This window comes from Rhizobium sp. ZX09, from assembly GCF_017357485.1.
Classification (GTDB): domain Bacteria; phylum Pseudomonadota; class Alphaproteobacteria; order Rhizobiales; family Rhizobiaceae; genus Agrobacterium; species Agrobacterium pusense.
Genome location: NZ_CP031364.1, coordinates 2,139,323 through 2,156,350 on the forward strand (window position 1 = coordinate 2,139,323; position 17,028 = coordinate 2,156,350).

Sequence of the window (17,028 nt, forward strand, 5' to 3'; positions counted from 1 at the left end):
CAGGACCGGGCGGTTTCGTTGAGGCTTGCCCGGTCGTCAACCTCAGACGCTGTGACGGGGGCGGTCATCTGGTGAGCGTGAGGCAGGCGGAGAAGAATGGCAGCGCAGCGTACGAAGAAACCCGTGATGGCGCGTAAACCGGTTGCCGTCGCATCCAGGAGCTGGAGGCACGCAAGCGTTCGCTGGCGGCAAGGCTGGCGCCTCAGGAACAACGACTTGATGTACGACGCAAGATGCTGCCGGGCACGTGGGTGATCAGCGAACTTCGGAAAGCAATCGCGGAATCGGACGCGCAGATTTTGCGGGATCTTGGGGCGTCACCTGTCAGAGATGGCACGACGTGACGATCGAAAACTGCTTGAGGAGTTGCTCAACGGGAGAACTACGGATGAGACTGGTTGAACGTTGCCGGCGGTAGAAGGAGCGTGTCAGGCCTGGTCCGGTCCGGTCCGGACCTAACCTAACCTAACCAGCATGATCAGTCATTGTCCATAACGAAAAAAGCCCGGCACGATGGCCGGGCTTTTGCTGTTGCTGTCCGTTGTATCAGAACTTCACGCCGAGGCCGACGCGGATTGCATGCTGGTCGACATCCGCATTGATAGCAGAGCCACCGAAGCTGAAATCCTTGTCGCCGAAGTCGGTGTAACGGTACTCAACGCGTCCGAATACCATGTCGGTAAATGCATAGTCGAGACCAACGCCGACGGTGTAGCCGTTGAAGGTTTCCTTCACGTCGGCAATGCCCGGAACTTCCGCGTAGCCGCGAGCATAGGCCCAGCCTGCGGTACCGTATACCAGGGCACGGTCAAATGCGTAGCCGACGCGGCCACGAACCGAACCCTGCCAGTCAAACCCGTAGTCAAAGCCCGTGCCGAGAATGGTGGCGGAATCATCGCCCCAGTTCTTTTCGAAGTCAGCCTCAAGGCCAACGACCCAGCTGTTGCCAAGGTCATAGTTGAAGCCGACGAAACCGCCGGCGAGAGCGCCGTCGAAGTCTGCGGACGTTTCGCCGGGAAGGCCGACGATCGAAGCGTCATTGTTGTTCCAACCGTAACCAGCCTGCACACCGGCGGTAAATCCGGTCCAGCTGAACAGCGGCGCAACCTCTGCTGCCGGGGCTGCAGGAACTTCTGATACGGCATCGGCCGCCATTGCAGTCGATGCCGCGAGCACGAATGCGATAGTCGATACGATTTTCTTCATAGTCTCTGAACTCCCTTACATGAGAGATCATTCATATGCTTTTTGCCTGAAAAATGATGTAACTTTTGTGCAACGCCTGCGATCCGTGCAGCGGTCTGCATAAATTCGAGGCTGCCCGGGCGCGGTGGGAAGTCGCTTGCGCTCGCGCGCGTCAGGGTAATTTTACGGACCTTTGCTGGCCGCCGATGTCTTTGCAAGGCCAGGGCTCTCAGCCAAGCTGACGTTCGATTGCGGGCTTGTCGATGACCGACCAGACCCTGCGGATTTTCATGTGCTCAAATTCGTAGAACACATGCTCGCAGAACTGAACCCTCCTGCCATTGACCGGAAGGCTCATGAAGGTGGATTTGGGCGTGCAATCGAACGAAAGCCGGGCGGCAACCCGTGTCGCGTCACTGACAAGGATCTCTGCCTCGAACCGCAGGTCGGGAATGTCGGCAAAGTCGTTTTCCAGCATGTCGCGATAGCCCGACAGCCCGAATGGTCGGCCGTTGTGTTCGACTGTATCGTCAACGAAGGTGCCGAGTTCGTCGAAGGCCTGACGGTTGAGGCAGTCGAGGTAAGCCAGATAGATGTCCTGAAGTGTCGGCATGTGTTTCTCCGAATCGATCAAAGGTCAAGCCTGCTCCGGCGCCGGGGTCTAAGTCAGCAGTTTGCGCGACGCTCGCGGTCCGTTGCGACAGCGAACTGTGCCTCGAGACGTGTCCTGATTTCGCTGCAGCCCTATTGCATCCACGATATCGCCGCCAAGCTTCATTGCGTGCTGTTGATGTATGATCCGGAGCTTCGCAAGGAAGAGACCCCTGGCCGGAACTACGGCGCATGCTGCGTGAACTGATCCAGCCTTGCTGGTCTGTGATTGAGCCGCAGTCGCGTATGCGCCTGCTGCGGCCGAAGACGCGCAAGAGGCCGCTTCAGGAGGAAAGGAACAGGATCGCCTTGTAAGCAGCGTGAAGGGCTCGGTAGGGCGAAGCAACGGTCTTTGGTGAACAGGTCGTCGCCGGGTCTTCGCCGCCCTGCGGCGGCGAGACAGAAGCACGCCCTACCTATGCGGCAAGGCCCGTTACCAGATAAGCCGACACCAGAAGAAGGGTGATTATTGTGAAGAATATCAGTCCTGCCGCCAGTTCATCGAACCGGCCGTCGCGTTCATTGCGGTCCCAGTCGTAAGCCAAAGCCAACCTCCATCGTTGCTGTTAGAGAAGGGTGGTCCGGTATGGTTAATGTAATCCTAACGGCGATAGACTGAATGTTGTCGGGTATGATTTGGTGGCTGGGCCTTGGTGATTGATTTGATCGCGAGATTGGTTGAAACAGAGGCACAGAAAAACCGTCTTACGCCGGTATTACGGGAGTTTCAGATGGCAACAACGGTAACGGCCAAAGGCTAGGTCACGATTCCAAAAGCCGTACGCGAGCTTTTAGGAATTTCACCAGGAAGCTCGGTCGATTTTGTTCGGGCCCACGATGGAAGGATAGTTCTCGTCAGGGCTGACAAGAAACAGCCACTCACGCGTTTCGCAAGGCTGCGCGGACATGCCGGTGAAGGTCTGGGTACCGACGCCATCCTGGCTCTGACCCGTGGTGACGAGTGACGCTTGTCGATACAAATGTCCTGCTTGATCTTGTGACGGACGACCCGGTTTGGACCGACTGGTCGATTGAGCAGCTCGAATTGGCGAGCGTTTAGGGTCCGCTGTTCATCAATGACGTTGTCTACGTGGAACTATCTGTTCGATATGAGCGGATGGAAGAACTTGATGCTTTTGTTGATCAGGCGGGGTTGAAGTTCAGCCCTTTCCCTCGCGCGGCGTTATTTGTGGCGGGAAAGGCCTTTACCAGATATCGCCGCGGTGGCGGTACCCGTAACGGCATGCTCTGGAAAGCTCCTCGATCCCGGATTTGGATGCCCAGAAAGTTGGGAGACAGGTTAGATTAGTCGTAGACAGGCTCTAACCCAACTGAGGACGTTCAGTTGCCAGACCCCGGGTCGAGCTCGACAAGCTGCGTCACTCATACCACACCTTTCATGGCGGCATCGCTTGCCAGTTCGATTTTTCCATTCTCCTCGCCATCCCAGAACTCGATCGTGCGTGCCGACACCTTGATCAGAACTATACGTGGTGTGTCGGCGCCCTGCGGAAACCACCTGTCCAGTCCACTAGTCCAATGGGCGTCGAACTCGGGCCTGTCTCTGATCAGGCTCGCCTGACCGTTGACAGAAACAAATATTCCCGGTTTGCCAAGAATACCGGGTGGAGCAGTGAAAGTCAGTGTAACCGACGAGTCTTTGACTATCTCCTGGACTTTCTTCGTGTCTTCATAGGAGAAGAACCATGAGTCACCATCATATTCCACATCGCCGTTGTTGCTCATTGGTCGACTATTGATCTGCCCGGCGGGATCGTGTGTGTTGAACATGCAGAAGTCGATCTTGCTGAGTTTTCTGGAGAGCTCGCTTATCTTCATTGGTCAATCCTTTTCTTACATCACGAATTCAACCATTTTTGAGGTCTGAGGTTCCGCCGGTCGCAGCGCATGACCGTGATACGTGAGAAATACGGGCTGTTCGCGAGGGACTGCTCGCCTTCGGGAAGCCAAGGCTTCCATATCTCGACCGTGAGCGAAGCATTGTTCACTGACGAAAATTTCGGCCAGGCTGATAATTTTTGAAGCGCGAAGGCGATCGTTAGCGGCAGGTTTATATAATGAGTGCCAGACAGACGCCTGTTAAAAGGAAAGTCTTGTCATATAGCGGGTGACCCGTGGGGGAGGCAGCTGTGATGATCACGTTTGTGGGTGATGATGGAAAAACTGTGCAGGCGAAGAGAAGGTGAAGACTGCCACGGGCTCTGAGGGATCACCTGAGCGCATGGCGCTGGTTGCCCTGTCAAAGGCCTCAGCGAGGGCCGTTCGTGTCGAAACCGACAATACGCCTATAGCCCTTGCCATAGAACACTCGATACTCGAACAGGTGCGAACCCAGTCATCTTGCAAGTTATATTCTGCGAACGGATGAGGACCAGAACGTATTGTCTCAATTATTGTCCGACCTAGAACGACGCGCCTCGTGCTTTAACGAGGAAGTCCCGACCATAATTCTGGCCGCCCCCTCATAAAGCGGGAGTCCGAGCGAGTAGCCGCGTAGAGGGATAACGCACATTCGGAACGGGAAAATACCTCACACCAACGATTTTTTGTTCCCGTTCATCCCCGCCCCGTGTGCCTCACTTATACTGCCCTTGTTGTGTGAAGAGCCGGAAGACGTTCCGGTTTTGAAACGGAGCCAGCGCCGGTTGTGAGAGAAAGGCGTCACTCTCATATTTCGGGTGCTGACAGAGATTACCGTCTGGCAGTGACCGGAGGAGAGATGGAATCTGGTTTGTGGTGGGCCTTTCTATTTCTCCGAAACGCATTGGCTGAAGGATAAGCTCTGGCAGGCATAAACCGCTGAAGCGGGGCACTGATAAGTGTCTTTATTTTCCACAGGCGGCAATTTTCAGTGCCCCGTTGCAATCCCCATCGAGCTGAAAGGCTGATGGGGAAAAGAGATGAAGTTCACAACACGGTCGCAGCTGCGTCGCGTGATAGGAAAGGTGTGTTCAAATGGTTCTCTATGAAATGTACGTCCTTGCTACTCGTGCAGATACTGCCCTGATGAGGAGGAGGCTGGCACGATCTCTCTATGCCAGAGCAAAGCTTCGAAATCGGAAGCTCAAGAAGCAATATTTACGCGACCAGAAGGGGAGCTTTGAGTCGATGGCCGATAGCAAGAGGGCAGGCCAGTTGCGATCTGGGCGACTTCCATAAACATATATTTATATAATAACCAACGTAAAACATATAAAAAATATGCGCTGGTGGATTGTGTATTTTTGACTGAAAGCGGATGAGAATCTGCGAGCAAGACTGATTTTATGGACCTGCGATTTGCGGATTGCGGGCCAATTACGCGCAAATATATGAATTTTATGTTAAATTTGCTGATATGAAAGGAGAATTATTATGCGTAGAAACTATATGAGCGAGATGGATTTGATTGGGATGGAGTTCAGATTTGAGTGGCGATCGATCACAATAACAATATCATGATATTGTTATTGTGATCGATCGCCACTCAAATCTGAACTCCATCCCAATCAAATCCATCTCGCTCATATAGTTTCTACGCATAATAATTCTCCTTTCATATCAGCAAATTTAACATAAAATTCATATATTTGCGCGTAATTGGCCCGCAATCCGCAAATCGCAGGTCCATAAAATCAGTCTTGCTCGCAGATTCTCATCCGCTTTCAGTCAAAAATACACAATCCACCAGCGCATATTTTTTATATGTTTTACGTTGGTTATTATATAAATATATGTTTATGGAAGTCGCCCAGATCGCAACTGGCCTGCCCTCTTGCTATCGGCCATCGACTCAAAGCTCCCCTTCTGGTCGCGTAAATATTGCTTCTTGAGCTTCCGATTTCGAAGCTTTGCTCTGGCATAGAGAGATCGTGCCAGCCTCCTCCTCATCAGGGCAGTATCTGCACGAGTAGCAAGGACGTACATTTCATAGAGAACCATTTGAACACACCTTTCCTATCACGCGACGCAGCTGCGACCGTGTTGTGAACTTCATCTCTTTTCCCCATCAGCCTTTCAGCTCGATGGGGATTGCAACGGGGCACTGAAAATTGCCGCCTGTGGAAAATAAAGACACTTATCAGTGCCCCGCTTCAGCGGTTTATGCCTGCCAGAGCTTATCCTTCAGCCAATGCGTTTCGGAGAAATAGAAAGGCCCACCACAAACCAGATTCCATCTCTCCTCCGGTCACTGCCAGACGGTAATCTCTGTCAGCACCCGAAATATGAGAGTGACGCCTTTCTCTCACAACCGGCGCTGGCTCCGTTTCAAAACCGGAACGTCTTCCGGCTCTTCACACAACAAGGGCAGTATAAGTGAGGCACACGGGGCGGGGATGAACGGGAACAAAAAATCGTTGGTGTGAGGTATTTTCCCGTTCCGAATGTGCGTTATCCCTCTACGCGGCTACTCGCTCGGACTCCCGCTTTATGAGGGGGCGGCCAGAATTATGGTCGGGACTTCCTCGTTAAAGCACGAGGCGCGTCGTTCTAGGTCGGACAATAATTGAGACAATACGTTCTGGTCCTCATCCGTTCGCAGAATATAACTTGCAAGATGACTGGGTTCGCACCTGTTCGAGTATCGAGTGTTCTATGGCAAGGGCTATAGGCGTATTGTCGGTTTCGACACGAACGGCCCTCGCTGAGGCCTTTGACAGGGCAACCAGCGCCATGCGCTCAGGTGATCCCTCAGAGCCCGTGGCAGTCTTCACCTTCTCTTCGCCTGCACAGTTTTTCCATCATCACCCACAAACGTGATCATCACAGCTGCCTCCCCCACGGGTCACCCGCTATATGACAAGACTTTCCTTTTAACAGGCGTCTGTCTGGCACTCATTATATAAACCTGCCGCTAACGATCGCCTTCGCGCTTCAAAAATTATCAGCCTGGCCGAAATTTTCGTCAGTGAACAATGCTTCGCTCACGGTCGAGATATGGAAGCCTTGGCTTCCCGAAGGCGAGCAGTCCCTCGCGAACAGCCCGTATTTCTCACGTATCACGGTCATGCGCTGCGACCGGCGGAACCTCAGACCTCAAAAATGGTTGAATTCGTGATGTAAGAAAAGGATTGACCAATGAAGATAAGCGAGCTCTCCAGAAAACTCAGCAAGATCGACTTCTGCATGTTCAACACACACGATCCCGCCGGGCAGATCAATAGTCGACCAATGAGCAACAACGGCGATGTGGAATATGATGGTGACTCATGGTTCTTCTCCTATGAAGACACGAAGAAAGTCCAGGAGATAGTCAAAGACTCGTCGGTTACACTGACTTTCACTGCTCCACCCGGTATTCTTGGCAAACCGGGAATATTTGTTTCTGTCAACGGTCAGGCGAGCCTGATCAGAGACAGGCCCGAGTTCGACGCCCATTGGACTAGTGGACTGGACAGGTGGTTTCCGCAGGGCGCCGACACACCACGTATAGTTCTGATCAAGGTGTCGGCACGCACGATCGAGTTCTGGGATGGCGAGGAGAATGGAAAAATCGAACTGGCAAGCGATGCCGCCATGAAAGGTGTGGTATGAGTGACGCAGCTTGTCGAGCTCGACCCGGGGTCTGGCAACTGAACGTCCTCAGTTGGGTTAGAGCCTGTCTACGACTAATCTAACCTGTCTCCCAACTTTCTGGCATCCAAATCCGGGATCGAGGAGCTTTCCAGAGCATGCCGTTACGGGTACCGCCACCGCGGCGATATCTGGTAAAGGCCTTTCCCGCCACAAATAACGCCGCGCGAGGGAAAGGGCTGAACTTCAACCCCGCCTGATCAACAAAAGCATCAAGTTCTTCCATCCGCTCATATCGAACAGATAGTTCCACGTAGACAACGTCATTGATGAACAGCGGACCCTAAACGCTCGCCAATTCGAGCTGCTCAATCGACCAGTCGGTCCAAACCGGGTCGTCCGTCACAAGATCAAGCAGGACATTTGTATCGACAAGCGTCACTCGTCACCACGGGTCAGAGCCAGGATGGCGTCGGTACCCAGACCTTCACCGGCATGTCCGCGCAGCCTTGCGAAACGCGTGAGTGGCTGTTTCTTGTCAGCCCTGACGAGAACTATCCTTCCATCGTGGGCCCGAACAAAATCGACCGAGCTTCCTGGTGAAATTCCTAAAAGCTCGCGTACGGCTTTTGGAATCGTGACCTAGCCTTTGGCCGTTACCGTTGTTGCCATCTGAAACTCCCGTAATACCGGCGTAAGACGGTTTTTCTGTGCCTCTGTTTCAACCAATCTCGCGATCAAATCAATCACCAAGGCCCAGCCACCAAATCATACCCGACAACATTCAGTCTATCGCCGTTAGGATTACATTAACCATACCGGACCACCCTTCTCTAACAGCAACGATGGAGGTTGGCTTTGGCTTACGACTGGGACCGCAATGAACGCGACGGCCGGTTCGATGAACTGGCGGCAGGACTGATATTCTTCACAATAATCACCCTTCTTCTGGTGTCGGCTTATCTGGTAACGGGCCTTGCCGCATAGGTAGGGCGTGCTTCTGTCTCGCCGCCGCAGGGCGGCGAAGACCCGGCGACGACCTGTTCACCAAAGACCGTTGCTTCGCCCTACCGAGCCCTTCACGCTGCTTACAAGGCGATCCTGTTCCTTTCCTCCTGAAGCGGCCTCTTGCGCGTCTTCGGCCGCAGCAGGCGCATACGCGACTGCGGCTCAATCACAGACCAGCAAGGCTGGATCAGTTCACGCAGCATGCGCCGTAGTTCCGGCCAGGGGTCTCTTCCTTGCGAAGCTCCGGATCATACATCAACAGCACGCAATGAAGCTTGGCGGCGATATCGTGGATGCAATAGGGCTGCAGCGAAATCAGGACACGTCTCGAGGCACAGTTCGCTGTCGCAACGGACCGCGAGCGTCGCGCAAACTGCTGACTTAGACCCCGGCGCCGGAGCAGGCTTGACCTTTGATCGATTCGGAGAAACACATGCCGACACTTCAGGACATCTATCTGGCTTACCTCGACTGCCTCAACCGTCAGGCCTTCGACGAACTCGGCACCTTCGTTGACGATACAGTCGAACACAACGGCCGACCATTCGGGCTGTCGGGCTATCGCGACATGCTGGAAAACGACTTTGCCGACATTCCCGACCTGCGGTTCGAGGCAGAGATCCTTGTCAGTGACGCGACACGGGTTGCCGCCCGGCTTTCGTTCGATTGCACGCCCAAATCCACCTTCATGAGCCTTCCGGTCAATGGCAGGAGGGTTCAGTTCTGCGAGCATGTGTTCTACGAATTTGAGCACATGAAAATCCGCAGGGTCTGGTCGGTCATCGACAAGCCCGCAATCGAACGTCAGCTTGGCTGAGAGCCCTGGCCTTGCAAAGACATCGGCGGCCAGCAAAGGTCCGTAAAATTACCCTGACGCGCGCGAGCGCAAGCGACTTCCCACCGCGCCCGGGCAGCCTCGAATTTATGCAGACCGCTGCACGGATCGCAGGCGTTGCACAAAAGTTACATCATTTTTCAGGCAAAAAGCATATGAATGATCTCTCATGTAAGGGAGTTCAGAGACTATGAAGAAAATCGTATCGACTATCGCATTCGTGCTCGCGGCATCGACTGCAATGGCGGCCGATGCCGTATCAGAAGTTCCTGCAGCCCCGGCAGCAGAGGTTGCGCCGCTGTTCAGCTGGACCGGATTTACCGCCGGTGTGCAGGCTGGTTACGGTTGGAACAACAATGACGCTTCGATCGTCGGCCTTCCCGGCGAAACGTCCGCAGACTTCGACGGCGCTCTCGCCGGCGGTTTCGTCGGCTTCAACTATGACCTTGGCAACAGCTGGGTCGTTGGCCTTGAGGCTGACTTCGAAAAGAACTGGGGCGATGATTCCGCCACCATTCTCGGCACGGGCTTTGACTACGGGTTTGACTGGCAGGGTTCGGTTCGTGGCCGCGTCGGCTACGCATTTGACCGTGCCCTGGTATACGGTACCGCAGGCTGGGCCTATGCTCGCGGCTACGCGGAAGTTCCGGGCATTGCCGACGTGAAGGAAACCTTCAACGGCTACACCGTCGGCGTTGGTCTCGACTATGCATTTACCGACATGGTATTCGGACGCGTTGAGTACCGTTACACCGACTTCGGCGACAAGGATTTCAGCTTCGGTGGCTCTGCTATCAATGCGGATGTCGACCAGCATGCAATCCGCGTCGGCCTCGGCGTGAAGTTCTGATACAACGGACAGCAACAGCAAAAGCCCGGCCATCGTGCCGGGCTTTTTTCGTTATGGACAATGACTGATCATGCTGGTTAGGTTAGGTTAGGTCCGGACCGGACCGGACCAGGCCTGACACGCTCCTTCTACCGCCGGCAACGTTCAACCAGTCTCATCCGTAGTTCTCCCGTTGAGCAACTCCTCAAGCAGTTTTCGATCGTCACGTCGTGCCATCTCTGACAGGTGACGCCCCAAGATCCCGCAAAATCTGCGCGTCCGATTCCGCGATTGCTTTCCGAAGTTCGCTGATCACCCACGTGCCCGGCAGCATCTTGCGTCGTACATCAAGTCGTTGTTCCTGAGGCGCCAGCCTTGCCGCCAGCGAACGCTTGCGTGCCTCCAGCTCCTGGATGCGACGGCAACCGGTTTACGCGCCATCACGGGTTTCTTCGTACGCTGCGCTGCCATTCTTCTCCGCCTGCCTCACGCTCACCAGATGACCGCCCCCGTCACAGCGTCTGAGGTTGACGACCGGGCAAGCCTCAACGAAACCGCCCGGTCCTGCAAATCCGAAGTGGCGCCGATCAAGGCCCATGCACGGCAAACCAGAAACCGAGCGTTGCCAGAGGTGACCAGCCAGCCTCATTACTGCCGGCAGCCACAGTCTCTTTGATCATCATCTGCATTTCTTAAGGCCTCGTCGGAAACATCTGTTTCCCTGCCGGCCATTTGCTCTGCCTCTACCATTATGGCGACGATCAGCACTGCCAGCCTTGGGCTTTCCTGGCCTTTTTCGGTGCCAGTATTTTGCCGGGTACCCCTCGTCCACCGCGACGAAGCCGCCATAGATGAGGCCTGCCTAGGCCACGGTCTGCCGCTCGATTCGAGCTATGAGTGTAGGATTGGCAGACGAGGCGAAGATATCAGGAAACGTAAGACGGGACATGTATGAGGTTACAACCGAGACAGGTTCGCGCGCCACTATAGAACCCGGCGCACACGGCCGCGCCGCACGGCTTTGCATCGCAGACGACAAAAAGGGAAAAATGGTTTTGCAACAGAACTCCAGGGAAAATATTTATTCTATAAATATTGTAGATTATTCGCTTTAATCCCTCCATCGAATTGATGAGCGCTACCCATCCTTTTGGCTGGCGGGCGCTTTATACCGGAGGGCCTCTTCTTGACATTTAACACTACACGCCGGCAGGTGCTCGTCGGCGGCGCGTCCATTGCAGGTCTCGTCGCTTTTGGGGCGTCCATCCAGTCTTTGCCAATGCCGACCGATCCAGGATTGTCGTCCGCGTCGAGAAGGACCTTTCAAATCTCGATCCGGCCAACCGCTCCGGCCCGATCGATCTCAATGTCCTGTGGTCAGTGCAGCAGGGGCTGATCTCTTTCAAGCCGGGCTCGACGGACTGGGAACTCGATGCTGCCGAACAACTGGAACAGGTGAGCGACACCGAAATCCGCTTCAAACTGCGCAGTGGCCTTACCTTTACCGGCGGTTATGGCGAACTGACCGCCGAAGACGTGAAATTTTCCTTCGAACGTTTCCTGAAACCCGATGCCGAAGGCAAACCCGTTACCTATGCCAAAGACTGGTCCGCTCTTGACCGCGTAGAGGTCACAAGCCCACTCGAAGGCCGCATTATCCTGAAGCAGCCGGCGCCGGCGCTCTATACGATCGCACTGGCCGATGGATCTGGCCGCATCATCTCCAGGAAGGCGTTCGAAGCGCTGGGCAAGGACATTGCCACGAAACTGATCGGCAGCGGCCCCTACGTTCTCAAGGAATGGGTTCCGCGCGAGCATTTCACCCTGGAAATCAACCCCGACTACAAGGGCCCGATCAAGCCACACTTCCAGCAGATCGTCGGCAAACCCATCGGGGAACAAAAGACGTCTGAAATCGCCTTCCGGTCCGGCGAGATCGACTTTACAGCGATCGATCCGGAGAGCGGCAAGGCCCTCGCGAACCTGCCGGATGCCAGCGTGACGGAAATTCCCGCCATCGACTATGTGTGGTTCGGCCCGAATGTCGAGAAGGCTCCCTTCAACGACATCCGAGTGCGTCAGGCGATCCGTTATGCCGTCGACATCGACGCGATCCTGCAGGGCGCCTATTCCGGTATCTATCCGCGCGCCAATTCGCTACTGGCGCCAAGCCTGCTCGGCTACTGGAAAGAAGCCCCGGTCTACGCAAGAGATCTGGAAAAGGCGCAGGCATTGCTTGCCGAAGCCGGTCACGCGAACGGTTTCAAGACCAAGCTTACCATTGAAGCCACGGCACGTTACGAGGCCATCGCCCAGATCATCCAGGCCAACCTCTCCGAAGTCGGTATCGAGGTGGAAATCGAGGCGCTGGAATCCGCCGCCTACTGGGCGCTCGGCAAAAATGACGCCAGCAAGGATCTCGAACTCTCGCTTATCAAATTCAATGGAAAATTCGACCCCGGCTTCCAGACGCAATGGTTCACTTCCGCGCAGGTCGGCCAATGGAACTGGCAACGCTGGAAGAACGCGGAGTACGATGCGCTGCATGAAAAGGGCGGCGTCACGGTCGATCCCGCCGAACGCGAAAAGATTTATATCGAGGCCCAGAAGTTGCTCGACGAATCCGCGGCCTTCATCTGGATCACGCATAATCTCAACGCATTTGCCTCGCGCAAATGGCTGAAGCCCGGTGTTCTTCCGAATGGCAACAACTGGCTCTATACGGCATTCACGGAAGCAACGGCCTGATATTGTGCGCGTTTTTTTCAATGCTGACAGGGATGTGCTGAGGTGAGGAGCACGTCCTTACACATTCATCTGGCCTTCAAGCTCGTCACGGCGCTCCTCGCCGTGGCCGGCTCTGTCGTTTTATTGATGGCGCTAACCGGCTGATCCCCGGTGACCCTGCAACGGTGATCCTCGGCTCACGCGCAACGCCTGAAGCCGTGTCGGCGCTCAACGCGCGCATCGGTCTCGACAAGCCGTTAATCGAACAGGTATTTACCTTTTTCGGCCGCCTGGTTTCCGGCGATCTCGGTGAAGACGTTTTCAACGGTCGCCCGGTTATTGCGCTTGTTGCAGCCGCCTTGCCGAACACCGTGGCGCTGGCCGTTTCCGCCATGCTCTGCGCCATTGCGCTCGGCGTGCCGCTTGCTCTCGTCTCCGCGCGCTGGCCGGGCGGCAGGATGGACCGGCTCGTCGCGTTCCTGAGCGTCGGTTTCATCTCGACGCCGAGCTTCGTCGTCTCGGTCTTCCTTCTGATGATGTTCTCGGTGAAGCTGAGCTGGTTCCCGGTGCTGGGCGCCGGACAGAGCGGCGATATCGCCGACCAGCTCTGGCATCTCGCCTTACCAACAGCGGCGCTGGCTGCCGGCTGGATCGGCTATATCGCCCGTCTACTGCGCGCCTCGTTGCTCGAGGTACTGGGCGAAAACCAGATCCGCACGTTGCGTGCTTATGGTGTCAGCGAAATCAAAATACTCGTGAAATATGCGCTGAAGCCAGCGATATTGCCCACCGTCGCGGTGCTTGGCATGGGGTTTGGCGAGCTTCTGGGCGGGGCAGTTTTTGCAGAAGTCATTTTCACCGTCCCGGTCTCGGTTCGTTGATCTATGACGCCATTCGAACCCGCAACTATCCGGTGGTTCAGGGCGGGGTCTTTGTCATCGTGCTGCTTTACATCCTGACCAACCTCCTTGCGGACCTTTCCCAGAGCCTGCTCGATCCGCGTGAGCGCGCCCGGCTCGTATCTGGAAGGCAAGAACAATGACCGTCCTCCACGATCTTTCCCGCCGACCCGGCGGCACTTTCTCGCTGTTTGCCGTCACGCTGCTCTGTCTGGTGGCAATCGCTGCTCCGCTGATCGCGCCCTATGGCCCGAACGCGATCGCGCCGGCCAACCGGTTCATGGACCCGTCGCTGCAACATCTTCTGGGAACCGACCATCTCGGGCGGGACATATTGAGCCGTGTTATCTACGGCGCTCGGATAGCGCTCGGCATTTCTCTCTCCGTCATCGCCATTTCGCTGACAGCGGGTGTCGCGCTTGGCGTGGCTGCCGCGCTTTCCTCACGTGTCGTGGACCTCTTCATCGTCGGCATCTTCGATGTCGTGACCTCGTTTCCAAGCATCATTCTTGCCCTGGCGCTCGTCGCCGTCTTCGGCCCGGGTCTAGGCAACGTCGTCCTGCTTGTCAGTATCGTTTTCATCCCGCATTTCGGCCGGGTCGCCCGCGCCCAGACGATCGCGATCCGCAACAGCCCCTTCATTGAAGCAGAAAGGGTTCTCGGCTCGGAAACGTGGCGGGTGGTCGCGCATCACGTCACGCCCAACATCATCGGTCCGATTTTCGTGCTCGCATGCATGGACATCCCCGTCGTCATCACCATCGAAGCGGGGTTGAGCTTTCTTGGGCTGGGGGTGCGCCCGCCACTGGCAAGCTGGGGCAATCTCCTCAATGACGGCTACACCTATCTCGACCAGTCGGTATGGCTCGCCACCTTTTCCGGCCTGGCGCTGATCCTCGCGACGCTCGGTTTGCACTTCTCGGTGAAGCACTGCGCGACACGCTCGATCCGAAGCTGAGGAAAAGCCTGTGACAGACGCACTGCTTCTCATCGAAAATCTCAACGTGTCTTACAAGAACGCCGGACACAGCGCGCATATTCTCGACGGCGTCGATATCACTATTGCCGCGGCCAGTCAGTCGGCCTTGTCGGCGAGAGCGGCAGTGGCAAATCAACTGTCGCCTTCACCCTGCTCGGCCTGCTTGCCGATAATGCGGAAATTTCGGCGGACCGTGCAGCCTTTGACGGGCGCGAGACAGACCTGACACCAGCGGAAACGGCGGGTCTGCGCGGCACCGATATTGCGATTGTTTTTCAAGACCCCATGACTGCTCTGAACGCGATGTTCACGATCGGCACACAGCTTGTCGATATTCAGCGCCGGCGGTTTCCAAAAGAAAGCCGGCGCGCGCTCTGGGCACGGGCGGAAGCGATGCTTTCCGATGTGGGGTTGCAGGATGCCGCCTTGCGCATGCACCGCTATCCGCACGAATTCTCCGGCGGCATGCGGCAACGCGTTGTGATCGCCATGGCGCTTCTGGTCGAACCGAAGCTGCTGATTGCCGACGAACCGACGACCGCACTTGACGCCACGGTCGAAGCGCAGGTCGTGGAGATGCTGCATAGGCTGCGGCAACGCACTGTCGCTTCCATGCTGGTCGTCAGCCACAGCATGGGACTGATCGCAGAACTCTGCGACAGTGTCATCGTAATGTATGCGGGAACGGTGGTGGAAAACGGCCGGGTAGCAGACGTTCTGCATCATCCGAAACATCCTTATACCCGCGCCCTGCTCAACTGCGAGATCGACCCTTACGCCGCCTTCGACCGACTGCAGGATCTTGCCACTATTCCCGGCACCGTTCCCGATCCCGCCCGGCGGCCACACGGTTGCATCTTTGCGCAACGATGTCCTTCCCGACACGACCGGTGCGTGGAAAAGCCGCCACGCCGGCTGGCAAAAACCGGGCAGAGCTTTTCTTGCTGGCTGGAGGCGGCGGCATGACAACCACCCCTGTCCTCTCCCTGAAGAATGCCGTGATCCGCTATGACCGGCTGACCGCCGTTGATGGCGTATCGCTTGATCTGTATTCCGGCGAAACCCTGGTTTGGTCGGGGAAAGCGGATGCGGAAAATCTTCCCTCGCCCGGGCAATCGTCGGGCTTCAGCCACTTGCCGCAGGAACGCTTTCCGTCGCCGGAGAAACGCTTACCAATGTGACGGCGGCCCGTCGTAAAGGTCTGCAGCGCCGCATTCAGCTCCTGTTCCAAGACCCTGCCGCCTCGCTTTCACCGCGCATGAAGGTCGGCGCACTTTTGGCTGAGCCGCTTAAAATCCGCAAAGTGCATTCCGCCGAGAGCTGGGCGCGCATATCCGCGCTTGCGGAAAGTATCGGTCTCGGCGAACAGCTTCTTTCACGTTATCCGCACCAGTTGAGCGGTGGGCAGGCACGCCGTGTGGCGCTTGTGCGCGCGCTTGCAGCCGAACCCTCGATCATCGTGGCCGATGAACCCACGGCTGGTCTCGACATCTCCATTCAGGGCGAACTGCTCAATCTCCTGCGCGCGCTTCGGGATCGTCTGAAGCTCAGCTATCTGCTCATCTCGCACAATCTCAATGTCGTTGGCCGCGTTACCGATCGTGTCGCCGTGATGTATCTTGGCCAGATCGTTGAGAGCGGGCCGACATCCGATTTGTTTCGCAATCCCGCACATCCCTATACGCAGGCGCTGCTCTCCGCCAACCTTACGCTCGATCCCGGCCGCCGACGTGAACGCATCGTGCTTTCCGGAGAATTGCCAAGCCCCGGCAGCCCGCCTTCCGGCTGCCGTTTCCACAAACGCTGTCCGCTGGCGCGTCCCGCTGTTCAAGCGAAGTGCCATCGCTTGTTCCTGCCGGTTCATTCGGCCGTAGCGTCGCCTGTCATTTCCCGCTCATGGCGGACGCCGACGCCATGCCTCAGGCGATTACGGGGTAACCATGACGCGCAGCATCCCGATCGAGCTCAGCCAACACCTCATAATCGGCGTCTCCAAGCAGACTGATGCCACGCAACGAAAGCGCATCGCAGATGCCGGCAAGCTCGGGATCGGCGATGGTCTCCGCCAGTGCCCGCCGCAAAATGACCAGCTGCCTGGCCGGTGTCCGCCGCAGACGTGATGAAAGGCAGGCCTGGTCCCTTCGCCGTTCGGCAAGGATGCGCACGCCTGCGACGCGCTGCGGATCGAAGCGCTGCGTATTGCCAAAGTGACACAATCTATGGAAGCGACATCGGCCTCGCCCTTCGAAACCACATCGATGCTCGCCAGATGACCGCCGGTTTCCTGTACCGAGGAAAAAAACCGGCCATCCCTGGCATACGGCGCGACGAAAGCGCGAAAGAGGTTGTAACCGGAGTTGCTGCCCGGCTCGTTGATGGCAGCTCGGGCGCCCCGCAGCTC

Annotated in this window: 15 protein-coding genes and 4 pseudogenes; 13 read left to right on the forward strand and 6 right to left on the reverse strand. The window is 56.3% G+C overall.

The window, feature by feature from the left end:
• Positions 1 to 546: 546 nt before the first annotated feature.
• The 3 genes from BTN45_RS24435 to BTN45_RS26665 form a co-directional block, all read right to left on the reverse strand.
• Entirely contained in the window at positions 547 to 1,206 is a 660-nt protein-coding gene (locus BTN45_RS24435; protein WP_006700639.1) for an outer membrane protein, read from the reverse strand.
• Between the two features lie 208 nt (positions 1,207 to 1,414).
• Entirely contained in the window at positions 1,415 to 1,798 is a 384-nt protein-coding gene (locus tag BTN45_RS24440) for an ester cyclase (RefSeq protein ID WP_207591645.1), read from the reverse strand.
• Between the two features lie 454 nt (positions 1,799 to 2,252).
• On the reverse strand, positions 2,253 to 2,381 hold the full coding sequence (locus tag BTN45_RS26665; RefSeq protein ID WP_281434758.1) for a hypothetical protein: 129 nt from the start codon (positions 2,379 to 2,381) through the stop codon (positions 2,253 to 2,255).
• Between the two features lie 222 nt (positions 2,382 to 2,603).
• Between BTN45_RS26665 and BTN45_RS24445 the strand changes: the two genes are divergently transcribed.
• On the forward strand, positions 2,604 to 2,801 hold the full coding sequence (locus BTN45_RS24445) for an AbrB/MazE/SpoVT family DNA-binding domain-containing protein (RefSeq protein ID WP_246751756.1): 198 nt from the start codon (positions 2,604 to 2,606) through the stop codon (positions 2,799 to 2,801).
• Positions 2,798 to 3,085, forward strand: a pseudogene (locus BTN45_RS26470) (type II toxin-antitoxin system VapC family toxin); the annotation flags it as partial. The gene BTN45_RS24445 and the pseudogene BTN45_RS26470, both read left to right, overlap by 4 nt.
• A 134-nt stretch (positions 3,086 to 3,219) precedes the next feature.
• On the opposite strand, the gene BTN45_RS24450 reads toward BTN45_RS26470, so the two are convergent.
• Positions 3,220 to 3,675, reverse strand: coding sequence for a pyridoxamine 5'-phosphate oxidase family protein (locus BTN45_RS24450; RefSeq protein WP_207591646.1), 456 nt, complete (start codon positions 3,673 to 3,675; stop codon positions 3,220 to 3,222).
• Positions 3,676 to 6,915: 3,240 nt separating this feature from the next.
• Here BTN45_RS24450 and BTN45_RS24455 point away from each other — a divergent pair.
• Complete coding sequence (locus BTN45_RS24455) at positions 6,916 to 7,371, forward strand: pyridoxamine 5'-phosphate oxidase family protein (RefSeq protein ID WP_207591646.1); 456 nt, start codon at positions 6,916 to 6,918, stop codon at positions 7,369 to 7,371.
• Between the two features lie 133 nt (positions 7,372 to 7,504).
• Here the strand turns inward: BTN45_RS24455 and BTN45_RS26475 are convergent.
• Both BTN45_RS26475 and BTN45_RS24460 read right to left on the reverse strand, forming a co-directional pair.
• A pseudogene (locus tag BTN45_RS26475) lies at positions 7,505 to 7,792 on the reverse strand (type II toxin-antitoxin system VapC family toxin); the annotation flags it as partial.
• Positions 7,789 to 7,986 (reverse strand): AbrB/MazE/SpoVT family DNA-binding domain-containing protein, encoded by a 198-nt coding sequence (locus tag BTN45_RS24460; protein ID WP_246751756.1) that lies wholly within the window; start codon positions 7,984 to 7,986, stop codon positions 7,789 to 7,791. The gene BTN45_RS24460 and the pseudogene BTN45_RS26475, both read right to left, overlap by 4 nt.
• Positions 7,987 to 8,208: 222 nt before the next feature.
• Here BTN45_RS24460 and BTN45_RS26670 point away from each other — a divergent pair, with 222 nt between their 5' ends.
• From BTN45_RS26670 to BTN45_RS24495, 10 genes and pseudogenes are all read left to right on the forward strand, one after another.
• Positions 8,209 to 8,337: a hypothetical protein gene (locus BTN45_RS26670; RefSeq protein WP_281434758.1), complete on the forward strand. Its 129-nt coding sequence runs from the start codon at positions 8,209 to 8,211 to the stop codon at positions 8,335 to 8,337.
• Positions 8,338 to 8,791: 454 nt separating this feature from the next.
• Positions 8,792 to 9,175 carry an ester cyclase gene (locus BTN45_RS24465; RefSeq protein ID WP_207591645.1) on the forward strand — a complete coding sequence of 128 codons (384 nt, stop codon included), beginning with the start codon at positions 8,792 to 8,794 and terminating at the stop codon, positions 9,173 to 9,175.
• 208 nt (positions 9,176 to 9,383) lie between these two features.
• Positions 9,384 to 10,043, forward strand: a complete 660-nt coding sequence (locus BTN45_RS24470; protein WP_006700639.1) for an outer membrane protein — start codon at positions 9,384 to 9,386, stop codon at positions 10,041 to 10,043.
• A gap of 1,359 nt (positions 10,044 to 11,402) precedes the next feature.
• Entirely contained in the window at positions 11,403 to 12,770 is a 1,368-nt protein-coding gene (locus BTN45_RS24475) for an ABC transporter substrate-binding protein (protein ID WP_246751736.1), read from the forward strand.
• 197 nt (positions 12,771 to 12,967) lie between these two features.
• A pseudogene (locus BTN45_RS24480) lies at positions 12,968 to 13,791 on the forward strand (ABC transporter permease).
• Entirely contained in the window at positions 13,788 to 14,606 is an 819-nt protein-coding gene (locus BTN45_RS24485) for an ABC transporter permease (RefSeq protein ID WP_246751737.1), read from the forward strand. Before BTN45_RS24480 ends, BTN45_RS24485 begins: the two are co-directional and overlap by 4 nt.
• A gap of 168 nt (positions 14,607 to 14,774) precedes the next feature.
• Positions 14,775 to 15,107, forward strand: a pseudogene (locus BTN45_RS26480) (ATP-binding cassette domain-containing protein); the annotation flags it as partial.
• Between the two features lie 192 nt (positions 15,108 to 15,299).
• Positions 15,300 to 15,593, forward strand: a complete 294-nt coding sequence (locus BTN45_RS26485) for an oligopeptide/dipeptide ABC transporter ATP-binding protein (RefSeq protein ID WP_246751757.1) — start codon at positions 15,300 to 15,302, stop codon at positions 15,591 to 15,593.
• Positions 15,590 to 15,808: a hypothetical protein gene (locus BTN45_RS26490; RefSeq protein ID WP_246751759.1), complete on the forward strand. Its 219-nt coding sequence runs from the start codon at positions 15,590 to 15,592 to the stop codon at positions 15,806 to 15,808. Before BTN45_RS26485 ends, BTN45_RS26490 begins: the two co-directional genes overlap by 4 nt.
• Positions 15,742 to 16,632 (forward strand): oligopeptide/dipeptide ABC transporter ATP-binding protein, encoded by an 891-nt coding sequence (locus BTN45_RS24495; RefSeq protein ID WP_246751758.1) that lies wholly within the window; start codon positions 15,742 to 15,744, stop codon positions 16,630 to 16,632. Before BTN45_RS26490 ends, BTN45_RS24495 begins: the two co-directional genes overlap by 67 nt.
• The last annotated feature ends 396 nt before the right edge of the window (positions 16,633 to 17,028 follow it).